At 71.0% G+C, this 15,071-nt stretch carries 14 protein-coding genes; 9 read left to right on the top strand and 5 right to left on the bottom strand.

Annotated elements, in window-relative coordinates; translation table 11 throughout:
- Positions 1–106: 106 nt before the first annotated feature.
- The gene (locus tag HQQ78_RS09815; protein ID WP_123571595.1) at positions 107–1,288 is read left to right on the top strand and encodes an AI-2E family transporter; all 1,182 of its coding nucleotides are present in this window, start codon (positions 107–109) and stop codon (positions 1,286–1,288) included.
- Positions 1,281–2,519 carry a threonine ammonia-lyase gene (gene ilvA, locus HQQ78_RS09810; RefSeq protein WP_056048808.1) on the top strand — a complete coding sequence of 413 codons (1,239 nt, stop codon included), beginning with the start codon at positions 1,281–1,283 and terminating at the stop codon, positions 2,517–2,519. The genes HQQ78_RS09815 and ilvA overlap by 8 nt, the downstream gene beginning before the upstream one ends.
- A gap of 322 nt (positions 2,520–2,841) precedes the next feature.
- Here ilvA and greA read toward each other — a convergent pair whose 3' ends face one another.
- Together greA and HQQ78_RS09800 are read right to left on the bottom strand one after the other, a co-directional pair.
- The gene (greA, locus tag HQQ78_RS09805) at positions 2,842–3,333 is read right to left on the bottom strand and encodes a transcription elongation factor GreA (RefSeq protein ID WP_056048805.1); all 492 of its coding nucleotides are present in this window, start codon (positions 3,331–3,333) and stop codon (positions 2,842–2,844) included.
- 142 nt (positions 3,334–3,475) lie between these two features.
- On the bottom strand, positions 3,476–3,898 hold the full coding sequence (locus HQQ78_RS09800; protein WP_173152857.1) for a DUF4307 domain-containing protein: 423 nt from the start codon (positions 3,896–3,898) through the stop codon (positions 3,476–3,478).
- A 69-nt stretch (positions 3,899–3,967) separates the two neighbouring features.
- Between HQQ78_RS09800 and mca the strand changes: the two genes are divergently transcribed.
- Entirely contained in the window at positions 3,968–4,858 is an 891-nt protein-coding gene (mca, locus tag HQQ78_RS09795) for a mycothiol conjugate amidase Mca (RefSeq protein ID WP_173152855.1), read from the top strand.
- On the top strand, positions 4,855–5,229 hold the full coding sequence (locus HQQ78_RS09790; RefSeq protein ID WP_056048802.1) for a hypothetical protein: 375 nt from the start codon (positions 4,855–4,857) through the stop codon (positions 5,227–5,229). The genes mca and HQQ78_RS09790 overlap by 4 nt, the downstream gene beginning before the upstream one ends.
- A gap of 58 nt (positions 5,230–5,287) precedes the next feature.
- Here the strand turns inward: HQQ78_RS09790 and HQQ78_RS09785 are convergent, their stop codons facing one another.
- A complete protein-coding gene (locus tag HQQ78_RS09785; protein WP_173152853.1) occupies positions 5,288–6,064 on the bottom strand; it encodes a hemolysin III family protein in 777 nt (258 codons plus the stop codon).
- Positions 6,065–6,149: 85 nt separating this feature from the next.
- Between HQQ78_RS09785 and HQQ78_RS09780 the strand changes: the two genes are divergently transcribed.
- The 5 genes from HQQ78_RS09780 to HQQ78_RS09760 all read left to right on the top strand — a co-directional run bounded on the left by HQQ78_RS09780 (position 6,150) and on the right by HQQ78_RS09760 (position 12,638).
- A complete protein-coding gene (locus HQQ78_RS09780; protein WP_371740476.1) occupies positions 6,150–6,938 on the top strand; it encodes an isoprenyl transferase in 789 nt (262 codons plus the stop codon).
- Positions 6,939–7,416: 478 nt separating this feature from the next.
- Positions 7,417–8,544, top strand: coding sequence for an aminotransferase class V-fold PLP-dependent enzyme (locus HQQ78_RS09775; RefSeq protein WP_173152849.1), 1,128 nt, complete (start codon positions 7,417–7,419; stop codon positions 8,542–8,544).
- Between the two features lie 258 nt (positions 8,545–8,802).
- Positions 8,803–10,146, top strand: coding sequence for a PhoH family protein (locus tag HQQ78_RS09770; protein WP_236557068.1), 1,344 nt, complete (start codon positions 8,803–8,805; stop codon positions 10,144–10,146).
- A 1,107-nt stretch (positions 10,147–11,253) separates the two neighbouring features.
- A complete protein-coding gene (locus HQQ78_RS09765) occupies positions 11,254–11,862 on the top strand; it encodes a hypothetical protein (RefSeq protein ID WP_173152847.1) in 609 nt (202 codons plus the stop codon).
- A 290-nt stretch (positions 11,863–12,152) separates the two neighbouring features.
- Positions 12,153–12,638, top strand: coding sequence for a prepilin peptidase (locus HQQ78_RS09760; protein WP_173152845.1), 486 nt, complete (start codon positions 12,153–12,155; stop codon positions 12,636–12,638).
- 251 nt (positions 12,639–12,889) lie between these two features.
- Here the strand turns inward: HQQ78_RS09760 and HQQ78_RS09755 are convergent, their stop codons facing one another.
- Together HQQ78_RS09755 and HQQ78_RS09750 are read right to left on the bottom strand one after the other, a co-directional pair.
- Complete coding sequence (locus HQQ78_RS09755; RefSeq protein ID WP_173152843.1) at positions 12,890–14,290, bottom strand: class II fumarate hydratase; 1,401 nt, start codon at positions 14,288–14,290, stop codon at positions 12,890–12,892.
- An 85-nt stretch (positions 14,291–14,375) separates the two neighbouring features.
- The gene (locus HQQ78_RS09750; RefSeq protein ID WP_173154771.1) at positions 14,376–14,966 is read right to left on the bottom strand and encodes a carbonic anhydrase; all 591 of its coding nucleotides are present in this window, start codon (positions 14,964–14,966) and stop codon (positions 14,376–14,378) included.
- Between the last annotated feature and the right edge of the window lie 105 nt (positions 14,967–15,071).

Raw genomic sequence — 15,071 nt, 5'->3', positions numbered from 1 at the left:
CGACGCGCGCCGCGCCTCCTGGTGTCGCCTGGTCCCCCTCGACACATGCGTGCACCGGCATGTGGAGGGGTAGGTGACCGGCCCCGCAGGGCCATAAACTGACGCGATGATCTGGCGGAACCGCCCCACGCGCGGCGACGAGGTGCAGGGCGACGTCACGAGCGGTCGCGCGGCCGGTGTCGTCGCCGATCCGTCGGTGCCGCGGGGCATGGTCATCGCCGGGGCCTGGTCCTGGCGCATCCTGGTGATCGTGGCCGTGGCCGGCGTCGTCATCTGGTCGATCACCCAGCTGCGGGTCATCGTCATCCCCTTCTTGGTGGCCCTGTTGATCTCCGCGCTGCTCGTCCCGCTCTCGGGGTGGCTGCAGCGGCACCGTTGGCCCAAGTGGTTGGCGGTCGTGTCCGTCCTGGTGGGGTTCCTCGTGGTGGTCTCGGGCCTCGTCGTCCTGGTCGTCCTCCAGATCGTCGACGGCTGGCCCTCGTTGCGTGATCGCTCGATCGCCTCCTACGGCGACTTCAAGGACTTCCTGCTCACCTCGCCGTTGCACCTCACCGAGGCGCAGATCAACGGGTACGTGTCCGACGCGGTGGCGGCCGTCCAGCAAGACAGTCAGCCGCTCGTGCGCGGTGCGCTCTCGGTCGGGTCGACCGCGGGTCACGTCGCTGCCGGGCTCGTGCTGGGGCTCTTCGCGACGATCTTCGTGCTCGTCGGCGGGGCCGAGATCTGGCGGTGGGTCGTCCGGCTCTTCCCCCGGGCCTCGCACCCGGCGATCGACGGGGCGGGCCGCGCGGGCTGGCTCACCCTGACCAACTTCGTGAAGGTGCAGATCTTCGTCGCGTTCGTCGACGCCGTGGGCATCGGGTTGGGGGCGCTCTTCCTGGGCCTGCCCCTGGTGGCACCGATCGCCATCGCGGTCTTCCTCGGGTCGTTCGTGCCCGTCGTGGGCGCCGTCGCGACCGGAGCCGTCGCCGTCGTCATCGCCCTCGTCTACAACGGCTGGGTCGTGGCCCTGCTCATGCTCGCCGTGGTGATCCTCGTGCAGCAGATCGAGGGGCACCTGTTGCAGCCGTTCGTCATGGGCAGTGCCGTCAAGGTGCACCCGTTGGCCGTCGTCTTCGCCGTCGCGGCCGGCACCCTGGTCGCCGGGATCCCCGGCGCCCTCTTCGCGGTCCCGTTCGTGGCCGTGCTGAACGTCATGATCACCTACGTCGCGAGGGGTACGTGGCGAGAGAAGCCGCGACCCGTCGAGCACGACGTCACGCGGCCCGGAGGCCTCACCGATGTCTGAACGCACCCTGGCCGGTCCCACCCTCGTCGAGATCGAGGAGGCGCGCGACCGCGTCTCGCAGGTCGTCCGCGTCACCCCGATGGAGACCTCGCAGTACCTCGCCGAGGTGCTCGGTTCGCGGGTGCACCTCAAGTGCGAGAACCTGCAGCGCACCGGGTCGTACAAGATCCGAGGCGCCTACAACCGCCTGACCCAGCTGAGCGACGACGAGAAGGCGCGCGGGGTCGTCGCCGCGTCGGCCGGCAACCACGCTCAGGGTGTCGCCCTGGCGGCCCGTGAACTCGGCATCGTGGCCACGATCTTCATGCCCGTCGGCGTGGCCCTGCCCAAGCTGCAGGCGACCCGGCACTACGGCGCGGACGTCGTCCTCCGAGGGCACACGGTCGAGCAGTCGCTGCGAGCTGCACAAGAGTTCGCCGACACGACGGGCGCCGTCTTCATCCCCCCGTTCGACCACGCCGACGTCGTGGCGGGCCAGGGCACGCTGGGGCTCGAGATCCTCGAACAGGTGCCCGACGTCGACACCGTGATCGTGCCCGTCGGCGGAGGTGGGCTGGCGGCCGGCGTCGCCAGCGCCTTGAAGCAGAGCGCGGCACGCACCGGGCGCGACGTCCGCATCATCGGCGTGCAGGCGGCCAACGCCGCCCCGTACGCCGTCTCGATGAAACTCGGCGTGCGGACCGACATCGACGCCCAGCCCACGATCGCCGACGGCATCGCCGTGGCGAAACCCGGCGTGCTCAACTTCGAGATCATCCGCGACACGGTCGACGAGATCGTCACGGTCAGCGACGACGACACGGCCCGGGCGATGCTCGTGCTGCTCGAGCGCGCGAAGCTCGTCGTCGAGGCCGCGGGTGCCGTGGGCATCGCCGCCATCCTCACCGAGCAGGTGCGTGACCTCGGCACGACCGTGGTGATCCTCAGCGGCGGCAACATCGACCCGCTGATGATGGAGCGCGTGATCGGTCGCGGCCTCGCAGCCGCCGCCCGCTACGTCAAGCTGCGCATCGGCATGCCCGACCGCCCCGGCCAGCTGACCCGCGTCAGCGAGGTGCTGTCCGACGCCAACGCGAACGTGGTCGAGGTGCTGCACACCCGCCACGGTCGCGGGCTCCAGATCAGCGAGGTCGAGCTCGAGCTCAGCGTCGAGACGCGCGGGCCGGACCACGTCGAAGAGGTCCTGCAACGGCTCCGCGACGCCGGGTACGAGCCCAACGTCGACTTCTGAGCCGACTCCGCGAGACGTGCCCCGCGCCTCCTGACCAGATCTGCGACTCCTGACCAGGTCTGCGCGTCCTGACGGCGGCCCGCGCCTCCTGACGGCGGCCCGCGCCTCCCGACCGGGTCTGCGCGTCCCGACCGCGCCCGCGCCTCCTGACGGCACCGCGTCCCCGTCGGCAACTCAGGAGAACGGCCGCCCGCGGGCGCAGGACTGCCGCGGACGACGCCGCATTCCGGAGTTGCCGACACCCCCGTCGAGGGTCCGGGCCCCCGCAGCCGGGACGACGAAGGCCCCCGCTCCGTTCGAGCGGGGGCCTTCGGCGTCGGACCTACGGCTGGTAGGTCTCGACGTTCGTGATCGACACCGAGATGTCCTTGCCGTTCGGGGCGGTGTAGCTCGTCGTCGTGCCGACCTTGAGCCCGTTGATGGCCTGGCCGAGCGGGCTGGTCTCGCTGTAGACCGAGAGGTCGCTGCCGGCGGCGATGATCTCGCGGTTGCCGAGCAGGAAGGTGCTCTCGTCGCCGGCGATGGTCGCCGTGACGACGGTGCCGGGGCCGACGATGCCGTCGGCGGCCGTCGAGTCACCGACCGTCGCGTGCTTCAGCAGGTTGATCAGCGTACGGATGCGCGCCTCCATCTTGCCCTGCTCGTCCTTGGCGGCGTGGTAGCCGCCGTTCTCCTTCAGGTCGCCCTCTTCGCGGGCGGCTTCGATGCGTGACGCGATCTCGCGACGTCCCTCGCCGCTGAGGGTGTCGAGCTCGGCCTGCAGACGGTCGCGGGCGTCCGTCGTGAGCCAGGTGGTCTCGTTATCAGTGCTCATGGTGTCTCCGTTTCGTGCGGCGGCCGAACCCGGTCGGGCGACTCGAGCCGAGGAGGCGCGGTGCCGGGAGCCGGGGCGAGGTCGCCCACCGAAAAAAGGAGACCGGCCGAGTGGCCGGTCTCGTCGTGCGATTCCGAGCAGTCTAGGGAAGCCAGCACCGGTAGATCAAGCCCGTGACCGCCCGTTCCGACGTCGCGAGCGAGGTCGTGTAGGTCACCGAACGGCGCTCCGAGGCGGGCAGGTGGACGATCTTCCAGCCGACGACCGCGAAGCCGCTGTTCTGGGCTTCGACCGCACAGTCGACCGCCTCGCCCGTGTCCGCGGTGACCGTGTACTGGACCTCGACGGCCCGGTCGGAGGTCACCTGGTAGCCCACGTCGGCGGATTCGAGCTGGGACGAGGTCCCGTCGAAGGCGGCGAAGACGACCCACGCCGCGAAGACGCCGACGAAGGCGACGGCGACGGACAGGCCCACGACGAGGCGTCTGCGCCGACCCCGCGGCGAACGCCCGTACCGTGCGTCGAGGCGCGACGAGGGCGAGGTGACACGGGGCGTGGACGTCACGCGGATCTCCGTCCGATTAAGCTGTCCCCAGGGTAGCAACGTCTGCCCGGCACACATTGCGAGGAAGAATTGACCCTGCGCCTGCTGGCGGTCCACGCCCACCCCGACGACGAGTCCAGCAAGGGCTCGGCGACCTACGCCTACTACCGCAGCCTCGGCGTCGACGTCCTCGTCGTCAGCTGCACCGGCGGCGAGCAGGGGTCGATCCTCAACGAGCAGCTCGAGGCCCGAGCTCACGCCGAGCGTGACATCGCGGGCCTGCGCGTGCACGAGATGGCGGCCGCCCAGGCGGCGATTGGCATCGACCACCTGTGGCTCGGCTACGCCGACTCGGGCCTGCCGGCCGAGGGCGAGTCGGTCGCGGTCAACTCGTTCTCCACCATCCCGCTCGAGATCAGCGCCGAGCCGCTCGTCGCGATCATCCGTCGGTTCAAGCCGCAGGTGCTGGTGACCTACGACGAGAACGGCGGGTACCCCCACCCCGACCACATCCGCACGCACGAGATCTCGATGGCGGCCTACCGCGACGCCTCCGACCCCGAGCGCTACCCGGCGACCGGCGACGCGTGGCAGATCGACAAGGTCTACTACGACCGCATGTTCAGTGCCGGACGCATCGGCGCGATGATCACGCACCTGCGCGAGAGCGACCCCGAGTCGCCCCTCATCGAGTCGTTGACCGAGATGCTGGCCCGCTTCAGCGACCGGCCCGACCTGGCCACGACTCGCGTGCCGGTCTCCGACTTCTTCCCCGTGCGCGACGCCGCCCTTCGGTCGCACGCCAGCCAGGTGCCGCTCGACAGTGCGTTCTTCTTCTGGCCCCACGACCTCCAGGTCGCCGCCTGGCCCACCGAGGACTTCCAGCTCGTCGAGTCGAACGTCGGGTCCGACCTGCCCGAGGTCGACCTCTTCGCCGGGGTCGTCGACCCCGACACCGGCCTCGTGGGGGTGCAGCGATGAGCGTGCTCTCCGAATCGGTGGTCGCGGTCACGACCCGTCTGCTGGCGCAGCCGCAGACCCCCGACCCGACGCTGCCGCCGTCGACCATCCCCGACGAGGCCGTCACGCCCGGCGTCTGGGGTTTCGTCGCCATCGCGTTCGTCGCCGTCGCGACGGTGCTGATCGTCGTCGACATGACCCGTCGGGTCCGACGCACCCGGTACCGAGGCGAGGTGCGCGAGCGCATCCAGGCCGAGCGCGACGAGGCGACCCTGGCGGCCGCGGCTCTCGACGACGAAGAACTCCCCGGAGACGCCGATCGGCGGGCTCGCCCCGTCGAGGGCGACCTCGACGACGACGGCGACCGCAGGAGGCGCGAGCGCGACTCGTGACCGACGCGACCGGTGCCGGGGTGGCGACCCGCGCCTCCTCGGCTCGGACGACCTCGCGCTAGAAGGTCGGCGGGTCCAGGGCCACGAGCAGGATGCCCGTCCAGTGGCAGAGGTACGCCAGCACCGTCATGGTGTGGAACAGCTCGTGGAATCCGAAGTGCCCCGGTACGGGGTTCGGCCTCTTGATGCCGTAGAACACGGCACCCGCGATGTAGAGCGCGCCGCCGACCAGCACGAGCACCATCATCGCGACGTTCGCGTCGAGCAGGTCGACGATGAACCCCAGGGCGCCGACGCCCAGCAGGACGTAGAGCGGCACGTACAACCACCGCGGCGCGTTCAGGAAGAACACCCGGAAGAGGATGCCCAACACGGCGCCCGTCCAGACGAGCACGAGCAGCGTGACGCCCTTCGACGGCGGCAGGGCGATGACCGCGATCGGCGTGTAGGTGCCGGCGATCAGCAGGAAGATGTTGGCGTGGTCGAGGCGCTTCAGGAAGCGTTTCGCGTTCGGGCTCCACGGGAAGCGGTGGTAGGTCGCCGAGATGCCGAAGAGCAGGAGCGACGTGGTCATGAAGACCGCGCAGGCCCAGGTCGCCGCCACGCCCTGCGCGAGGACGACGAGCACCACGCCGGTCGCGATCGCGACCGGGAAGGTGGCCGCATGGATCCAGCCGCGCCAACTCGGTTTGCGCTCGATGTCGGGGTAGGCGAGGGCGCCGTCGAGCAACGGCAGGTTCGGGATGTCGGCCCCGTCGGACCCGTCTGCCCGGTCGGCCCCGTCGACCTCGTCGGCCCGGAGGCTCGCGCGATCTCCGTCGGTGTGGCTGGTCATGGGGCCGAGCCTAGGGGAGCGTCCGAGGAGGCGGGCTGAGAATCCTCGGCTCTGTGGACGGCCCGCCGTGGGCTACCGTAGCCCTGTGAAAAAGCGCCGTCCCTCTCCCCTCGCCAGGGGAGTCCTGTACGGCCTCTACCAGAACCGCATCCGCCGAAGCCTCGACGGTCAAGAGCTGCCGCACCACGTCGCCATGATCGTCGACGGCAACCGACGCTGGGCCAAGCAGCGCATGCTCGAGACCGCTGCCCACGGGCACCGCGCGGGTGCCGCGAAGATCAGCGAGTTCCTCACCTGGTGCGACGACCTCGGCATCAAGGTGGTCACGCTGTACCTCCTCTCCGCCGACAACCTCGGCAACCGACAGTCCGACGAGTTGACCGAGCTCTTCGGCATCATCGGAGACGTCGCGGACGAGCTCTCGCATCAGCGGGACTGGCGCGTGCAGCACGTCGGCGCGACCGACGACCTGCCGCCGGCGCTCTGCTCGGCCCTGCGCGAGGCCCAGGCCCGGACCGCCGACAAGACGGGGCTGCACGTGAACCTCGCCGTCGGCTACGGCGGGCGCCGTGAGATCGCCGACGCCATGCGCAGCATCGTGCGGGCGCACGATGCCGCGGGGGGCACGCTCGACGCCCTGGCCGAGGTGCTCACCCCCGAGCTCATCGCCGACCACCTCTACACCGGCGGCCAACCCGACCCCGACCTCGTGATCCGCACGTCGGGCGAGCAACGGTTGAGCGACTTCATGCTGTGGCAGAGCGCCCACAGCGAGTTCTACTTCGTCGAGGCCTTCTACCCCGACCTGCGCGAGGTCGACTTCCTCCGGGCCGTGCGCGACTTCGCCCTCCGGCACCGGCGCTACGGCAGCTGACGCCCGAGCGGCCGCCGGCGCGGTGACCGGGCTGGTGTCGGCAACTCCGGAATCCGGCTGCGCCGCGCCTCCTCAAGGGGTTCTGGTGCGTCGTTCTCCTGAGTTGCCGGCTGTGCGCGCGGTGACCGGGCTGGTGTGGGCGACTCCGGAATCCGGCTGCGCCGCGCCTCCTGCTGGGGTTCTGGTGCGTCGTTCTCCTGATTTGCCGGCTGTGCTCGCCTTCGCCCTCCGGCACGGGCGCTACGGCAGCTGACGCCCGAGCGGCCGCCGGCGCACTGACGGGGCTGGTGTGGGCGACTCCGGAATCCGGCTGCGCCGCGCCTCCTCGTGGGGGTGTAGTGTGCCGTTCTCCTGAGTTGCCGGCCGCGTGCTGGCCCCCCGCGCACGGCCCCGCGCGGACGACCGGACGAGGAGGCGCGGGTCGGCGGACCGCGGACGGCACTACGGTGGACCAGTCACCGCCGCCTAGGAGAACACCGTGAAGACCATCGACGACCTCGCCTCGGGGTTCACCGACGAGCCCGGATACTTCGACTTCGCGAAGTGGGGTCCCATCTCGAGCTCCGTCGCCGACGAGCAGCGCTCGTTGGTCGAGGTGCAGGCGAGGGCCCGTTTCGGGTCCGAGATCGCCCTGACCGAGCAGGCGGGTCGCGTCGGACGGGCGATCTCGTCCCTCGTCGGCTTCGCACCCGACCACGTCGTCTTCCAGCCGAACACGAGCGAAGGGCTCACGCACACGCTGTTCGGTCTCACCGGGCAGGTGCTCATGTCGCCGCGCGACTACCCGAGCATGCCCGTCGCGGCGACCCGCTCCTCCGAGGCCCTGCGCGTGCTCGAGCCGGTCTGGATGGACCTCGACCACGACGTGGTCACGCCGGCCGTGGTGCAGCGTCACCTCACCGACTCGGTCACCGCCGTGGCCGTCAGCCTGGTGGACTACCGCACGGGGTACCTGGTGGACCTCGAGGGCATCCGCCAGGTGATCGGCGACCGGTTGCTGATCGTCGACGCGATCCAGGGGTTCGGTGTGGTCGACGCGCCCTACGCCGTGGCCGACGTCGTGGCGTCGGGCGGTCAGAAGTGGGTCCGCGCCGGGTGGGGGACGGGCTTCCTGGCCCTGAGCGACCGCGCTCTCTCGGCCCTGACACCGGTGTTCAGCGGTGTCGCCGGGAGTGACCTGACCCTCGGCGGCTCGTACCACGGACGGCAGCCGACCCGCCCGGGTGCTGCGGCGTTCCAGCTGACGAATCCCGACCCCATCGCCCAGGCGCGCCTCGCCACGGCCCTCGAGGACCTCGCCGACGTGGGCGTCGCCGCCGTCTCGCGGGCCGTGGCCGAGCGGGCCACGCGGGTGATCGACCTCGCCGACGAGTTCGCGGTGCCGGTGGTCTCGCCGCGCGACGAGGCGGAGCGCGCCGGCATCGTCGTGCTCGAACCCGCCCTCGACCAGATGACGACGCTGACGGCCGCACTGATCAACCACGGGGTCACGGCCACCGTGCGCGACACGACCGTGCGGCTGAGCGTGCACGTGTCCACGGGCGTCGATTCGTTCGAGATGCTGCGGGGTGCGTTCACCTCGTTCGGCACGACCGTCTTCTACTAGGCGGGACCGCCCTGCGGGGTGGGGCTCGCGCGCTGCACCCTCGACCGTTACATGAGGGTCGTTCACCTGATCGTCACACGACACGGTGGTGTCGATGATGCGGATGTCGGAGGCGCGTCGTAGGTTCGTCACATCGGGCAAGGAGCCCGATCGAGACGGCCACGAAAGTTCGCCTCGCAACTGCTCCGCGGCCGTCTCTGCCGAAGGTACCCGGGTGCCCAGCCGCCCGAGGATGGAGTGGTCGTGACCGCGTCGAACATCACCTCAACCGAACGCAACACCGCAGCAACCGCGGGGGGTGACCAGTCGGTCGCCCAACGCACGTACGTGCTCGACACCTCGGTGTTGCTGTCCGATCCGCAGGCGCTCTTCCGCTTCGCCGAGCACGACGTGGTGCTTCCCGTCGTCGTCGTCAGCGAACTCGAGGGCAAACGTCACGACCCCGAGCTGGGCTACTTCGCGCGCCAGGCCCTTCGCCTCCTCGACGACCTCCGCGTGAAGCACGACCGTCTCGACTTCCCGGTGGCCGTGGGTGACGGGGGCTCCCTGCGGGTCGAGCTGAACCATTCGAACATGTCGGTGCTGCCCTCGGGCCTGCAACTGAACGACGCCGACTCGCGCATCCTCGCCGTCGCGTCGAACCTCGCCGCCGACGGGCTGGCCGTCACGGTCGTCTCGAAAGACCTGCCCCTGCGGGTGAAGGCCGCGTCGATCGGACTGGCCGCCGAAGAATACCGGGCCGAACAGGTCGTCGACAGCGGGTACACCGGGCAGACCTCGATCGACGTCTCGAGCGAGCAGATGGCCTCGTTCTACGAGTCCGAGAAGATCTCCGCCCGTGCACTCGCGGACGTCCCCGTGAACACCGGGGTGGTCGTGCACTCGGAGCGGGGCTCGGCACTGGGGCGCGTGGTCGCCCGCGGCGAGGCTCGTCTCGTCCGCGGCGATCGCGACGTCTTCGGGCTGCACGGTCGATCGGCCGAGCAGCGCCTCGCGATCGACCTGCTGCTCGACCCCGAGGTGGGCATCGTGTCGCTGGGGGGCAGCGCCGGCACGGGCAAATCGGCCCTCGCGCTCTGCGCCGGCCTCGAGGCCGTCCTCGAGAAGCAGCAGCACAAGAAGATCATGGTGTTCCGCCCGCTCTACGCGGTGGGCGGCCAAGACCTGGGGTTCCTCCCGGGCGACGCCGGCGAGAAGATGAACCCGTGGGCGCAAGCCGTCTTCGACACGCTGGGAGCGATCGTGTCCCAGAACGTCCTCGACGAGGTGGTCGAGCGGGGCATCCTCGAGGTCCTGCCCCTGACGCACATCCGGGGTCGGTCGTTGCACGACGCCTTCGTGATCGTCGACGAGGCCCAGTCCCTCGAGCGCAACGTCCTGCTGACCGTCCTGAGCCGCATCGGCCAGAACTCGCGGGTGGTGCTGACCCACGACGTGGCGCAGCGCGACAACCTGCGCGTCGGCCGGCACGACGGGGTCGCCTCGGTCATCGAGACGCTCAAGGGTCACCCGCTGTTCGGTCACGTGACGCTGACCCGCTCCGAGAGGTCCGCGATCGCCGCCCTCGTCACCGAGATGCTCGAGTCGAACGACCTGGTGTAGCAGGGACGCAGGAGGCGCGGGTCACCTGACCCGCGCCTCCTTGCGGTCCGGCGCCGCGCCTCCTGCGGTCTGGCGCCGCGCCTCCTGCGTGTCTGGCGTCGCGCCTCCTGCGGTCTGGCGCCGCGCGTCCTGCGTTCTGGCGTCGCGCCTCCTGCCTGTCTGGCGCCGCGCGTCCTGCGTTCTGGCGTCGCGCCTCCTGCGTGTCCGGCACCGCGCGTCGTGTCGGCAACTCCGGCGATCGGCAGGCTGCGAGGAGTCAGGGCCGCACCTGGTCGCCGTTCTCCTGAGTTGCCCACCGGACCGTGCTCGGGGTCGCCTGGTTCTCGGTGGTCCGTGACGAGTCGGCGTCTCGGTGCGACCCGTGCCGTGCTCGACCGGCACGAGGGACCACCTGCCGGTCGGCAACTCAGCAATCCGACACGGTTCGAGGCCGTGTCGAGGTCGGTGGGCGGTATTCTCCGGACTTGCCAGCATGGTCGGGAACGCCCGGACGGGCGCGGGGCGCGGGCGTGGGCGCGGGCACGGGCGCGCCGCGGGGTCGACGAGCCGCCGTGAGGGACGCCTCGGCCCCACCTCGCGCGACGCGGACGTTCTCCACCGGCGGGCTCTCGTGCGCCGCGGAGGAGGCGCGGGTCGCGTCAGCCTGTCGGCATGCAGCAGATCGCGACCCACGTCAGGAGGGCAGGCGGCGTCCTCCACAAGCGGGATCTCGTCGCCCTCGGAGCCACCGACCGGATGCTCACCGCAGCAGTGCGATCCGGGCACGTTCACCGAGCCCGACGCGGGTGGTACACGACCTTCGCGCCGGGGGACGCACGGTACGAGGCCGTGCGCATCGGGGGCCGGTTGACCGGGGCATCGCTCTTGGCCCTCCTCGGGGCGTGGATGTGGACCACCGTTCCGATCGTCAGCGTCGTGGTGCCCCCTGGAGCCTCGCGACTTCGGGCCAGGCACGGTGCGAGGGTGCTGTGGCGCTCCGACGGGCGCGTGCCCCCTCGTCCGTCACCCGGGACGGTGCCCTGTCCGCCGGATGACGACGAACACGGATCGGAGGACGCACAGCGTGCGGCCTGGGCCGTTCCCGTCGGCACCGCTCTGGTGGACGCCGTGACGGCGGCTCCTCTCGACGAGGCCGTCGCCCTCATGGACTGGGCGCTGTCGAGCGGTCACTTCTCGGTCGCCGGACTGCATGCGGCGTTCGCCGAGGCTCCCGCGGATGTGAGGGGCATCGTCGACTGGGCCGATCTGCGGAGCGAGAGCTTCATCGAGAGCGTCATGCGGGTGACGTTCGCCGACCTGGGGCACCGCGTCGAGTCCCAGACCCGGGTCGGCCCGGAGGACCGCCGCCGCATCGACATCGTCGTCGACGGTGTCGTCGCCCTCGAACTCGACGGGCGCAGGTGGCACGGCGACACGTTCGACGCGGACCGTCTGAAGGACCTCGCGATCACGGTCCAGGGACGAACCGCCCTTCGAGCGAGCTACGAGATGGTGCGCGACCATCGATCGCTCATCGTCGAGGCCGTGCACGCGGTGCTCGACGACGCCCGGCGACCTCGACGGCGACTCGTCGTGACGACGGGCCGTGCCCACCGTCCGCGAACCCGACGCACGCGAGGTCGACGCCCGTGGCATCTGGTCCGACCAGCTCGGGGACGCGCTCCGCAGCCGGGTCGGTCAGGATCGGAGACGGCTTCGTCATCAGGAGCATCGTGAGCTCGCCGGAAGGTCTCGTGGACGAGACGGCGTCCCCGGACGGGACGGGTTCGTCGGACGGGACGGGCTCGCCGGACGGGACGCGCTCGCCGGACGGGACGCGCTCGTCGGACGGGGAAGCGGTTCGAGGTGGTGATGGACCGCGACAGGAGTGCACGCAGGCCCTCGAAGCAGTCGCCGCGGCTGCACTGTCGGCGGTCACGGTCGCTGCCGCCACACTGGATGCCGGCCCCCTCACGGGCGCGAGCGCCGGGGCGGTGACGCTCGTCGGGTGTCTCGGAGTCGCGGCCGTGACTCCGGCCCTGGTCCGGATCGACATCGCCGAGCGTCGACTGCCGAACGTCCTCGTCGGAGTGGCCGCGAGCGCGTGGGGGGTGTCGACCGTCCTGCTCGTCGCGGGGAGCGGTATCGCCACGGCGGCCACGAGCCTGGCCGTCGCCCTGGTCGCCGCCGTGCTCGGTCTGGTGGCCGCCATCGCCGGTGGCATGGGCATGGGGGACGTCAAGCTCGGCGCCGTGTTGAGCGGACTCGTCGCGACGGGTAGCCCGGCGGCCCTCCTGGGTCTCTGGGCTCTTGCCGGAACGTTCGCGGTCGGGGTGGCCGGCGTTCGGACGTTGGGCTCGAGGTCGCGACGGGCCGGCACGCTTCCGTGGCCAGAGCTGGCATCGGTCAGCCGGGGCATCCCTTTCGGGCCGTGCCTGCTCGCGGCCTTCTGGTGTGTCGTGGCCAGCCCGTCGGTGGCCGTCGCCGTCGATGCCGTCGGGACGGTTCCGTGAGGTCCGCGTCGCGGCGTGCCACCGTCGACGGGAACGGGAACGGGAACGGGAACGGGAACGGGAACGGGAACGCGAACAGGAACGCGAACAGGCAGGCGAGAGGGTAGAGGAGCCGAAAGGCCGAGGAGGCGCGTGTCCGTCGACGACGGACGCGCGCCTCCTCGACGTGCTGTGGTCCCGGCCGGCCGGGGATGGGCTCAGGACGGAGGGCTCGACCCGGGCCGCTCGGGGCTGGACTCAGGCGGGTGGGCTCAGCCCGGGTGGGTCATGCTGAGCACGTCGAGTGCGGTGTCGAGCTGCTGCTCGGTGACCTCGCCCCGCTCGACGAACCCGAGATCGACGACGGCCTCGCGAACGGTGAGCTTCTGGGCCACCGCGTGCTTGGCCACCTTCGCCGCGGCCTCGTAGCCGATGACGCGGTTGAGCGGCGTCACGATCGACGGGGACGACTCGGCGAGGGCCCGGGCGTGCTCGACGTTGGCCTCGAGGCCGTCGACGGTCTTGTCCGCCAGGGCGCGGGTGGCGTTCGAGAGCAGGCGGATCGACTCGAGCAACGCCGTCCCCATCACGGGGATCGCCACGTTGAGTTCGAAGGCTCCGGACGCGCCGGCCCAGGCGATCGTCGCGTCGTTGCCGATCACCCGTGCCGAGACCATGAGGACGGCCTCGGGGATGACCGGGTTAACCTTGCCCGGCATGATCGACGAGCCGGGCTGCAGGTCGGGGATGTGCAGCTCGCCGAGACCCGCGTTGGGCCCCGAGCCCATCCAGCGGATGTCGTTGTTGATCTTGGTGAGGCTCACGGCGAGCACGCGCAAGGCGCCGGAGGCCTCGACGAGCGCGTCGCGGGCCCCCTGCGCCTCGAAGTGGTCGAGCGCCTCGGTGACGGGCAGCCCGCTGTCGTCCGCGAGGGCGGCGATGACCCGCTGCGGGAAGCCCTGAGGCGTGTTGATGCCGGTGCCGGTGGCCGTTCCGCCCAGGGGGACCTCTGCCACGCGGGGCAGGGCGCTCTGCACCCGTTCGATCGCGAGACGGATCTGGCGGGCGTAGCCGCCGAACTCCTGCCCGAGCGTGACCGGCGTGGCGTCCATGAGGTGGGTGCGGCCCGCCTTCACCACCTCGGACCAGGCCGTGGCCTTCTTCTCGAGGGCGACCGCCAGGTGGTCGAGGGCGGGCACCAGGTCGTGCAGCAGCGCGCCCGTGACGGCGACGTGCACCGAGGTCGGGAACACGTCGTTCGACGACTGCGACGCGTTGACGTGGTCGTTGGGGTGGACGGCGACGCCGTCGACCGTTCCGGCGAGGGTGGCGAGTACCTCGTTCATGTTCATGTTCGAGGACGTGCCGCTGCCGGTCTGGTAGACGTCGACCGGGAACTGGTCGTGATGGCTGCCACCGATGATCTGGTCCGCGGCCGAGACGATCGCATCGGCGACGGGTCGGTCGATGATGCCCATCTCGCCGTTCACCAGGGCGGCCGCGCGCTTGATGCGAGCGAGCGCGACGATCTGCGCCGGCTCGAGACCGGCCCCGCTGATGGGGAAGTTCTCGACGGCACGCTGCGTCTGGGCGCGGTAGAGGGCCGATGCGGGCACCCGCACCTCGCCCATCGTGTCGTGCTCGATGCGGTACTCGGTCTCGGATGTGGTCACGACGTCGTGGTCCTTTCCTCGGGCCCTGCCGGGCTGCTGCGCCCGTGGAGGGCGCGGGGCGTCGGAGCGTTCGCCCCGACTCGGTTCAGAGTCGGCCGACGACGACCGAAGGGTCGACCCGCCCGTTGGCGAGGTCGTAGTTCGCGCCGACCACGGCCAACTTACCGTCCGCGACGGCGGACGCGATGAGGGCGGACCGGTCGACGAGCGTGCGGACCGACGCCTCGATGTGCAACTGGCCGACCGTGCGGGGGTCGAGGTCGGCACCCGTCTCGAGGTCGAGCTGGGCACGCTCGACCGACGGCATGATCATGTCGATCAGCCCACCCAGGAAGGCCGACCCGGGTGCGGCGTCGGAACCGATGGAGTCGATGGCCGAGGCGACGGCGCCGCAGCTGTCGTGGCCGAGCACCACGATGAGGGGGACGTGGAGCATCGAGACCGCGAACTCGAGCGAGGCGATGACGGTGTCGCCGACCACCTGGCCGGCGTTGCGCACGACGAAGAGGTCACCGAGGCCGACGTCGAAGATGATCTCGGCGGCCAGTCGCGAGTCGGCGCATCCGAAGAGGGCTGCCACGGGCTCTTGGCCGGCGGCGAGGGACGACCGCCGGTCACTGTCCTGGTGGGGGTGACGAGGTGCCCCCTCGACGAAGCGGTGGTTGCCGTCCACCATCCGGCTCCATGCCGTCCCCGGCTCGGACGCGCTCGCCGGCGCGATGGCCGAGACGTCCGTGGGCCGGGACGTCGCGGTGTTCTCGGGTGCGGAAGGGGCCGCGGT

This window comes from Frigoribacterium sp. VKM Ac-2859 (assembly GCF_013204925.1).
Classification (GTDB): Bacteria; Actinomycetota; Actinomycetes; order Actinomycetales; family Microbacteriaceae; genus Frigoribacterium.
This window is presented reverse-complemented; position numbering and strand designations above follow the sequence as displayed.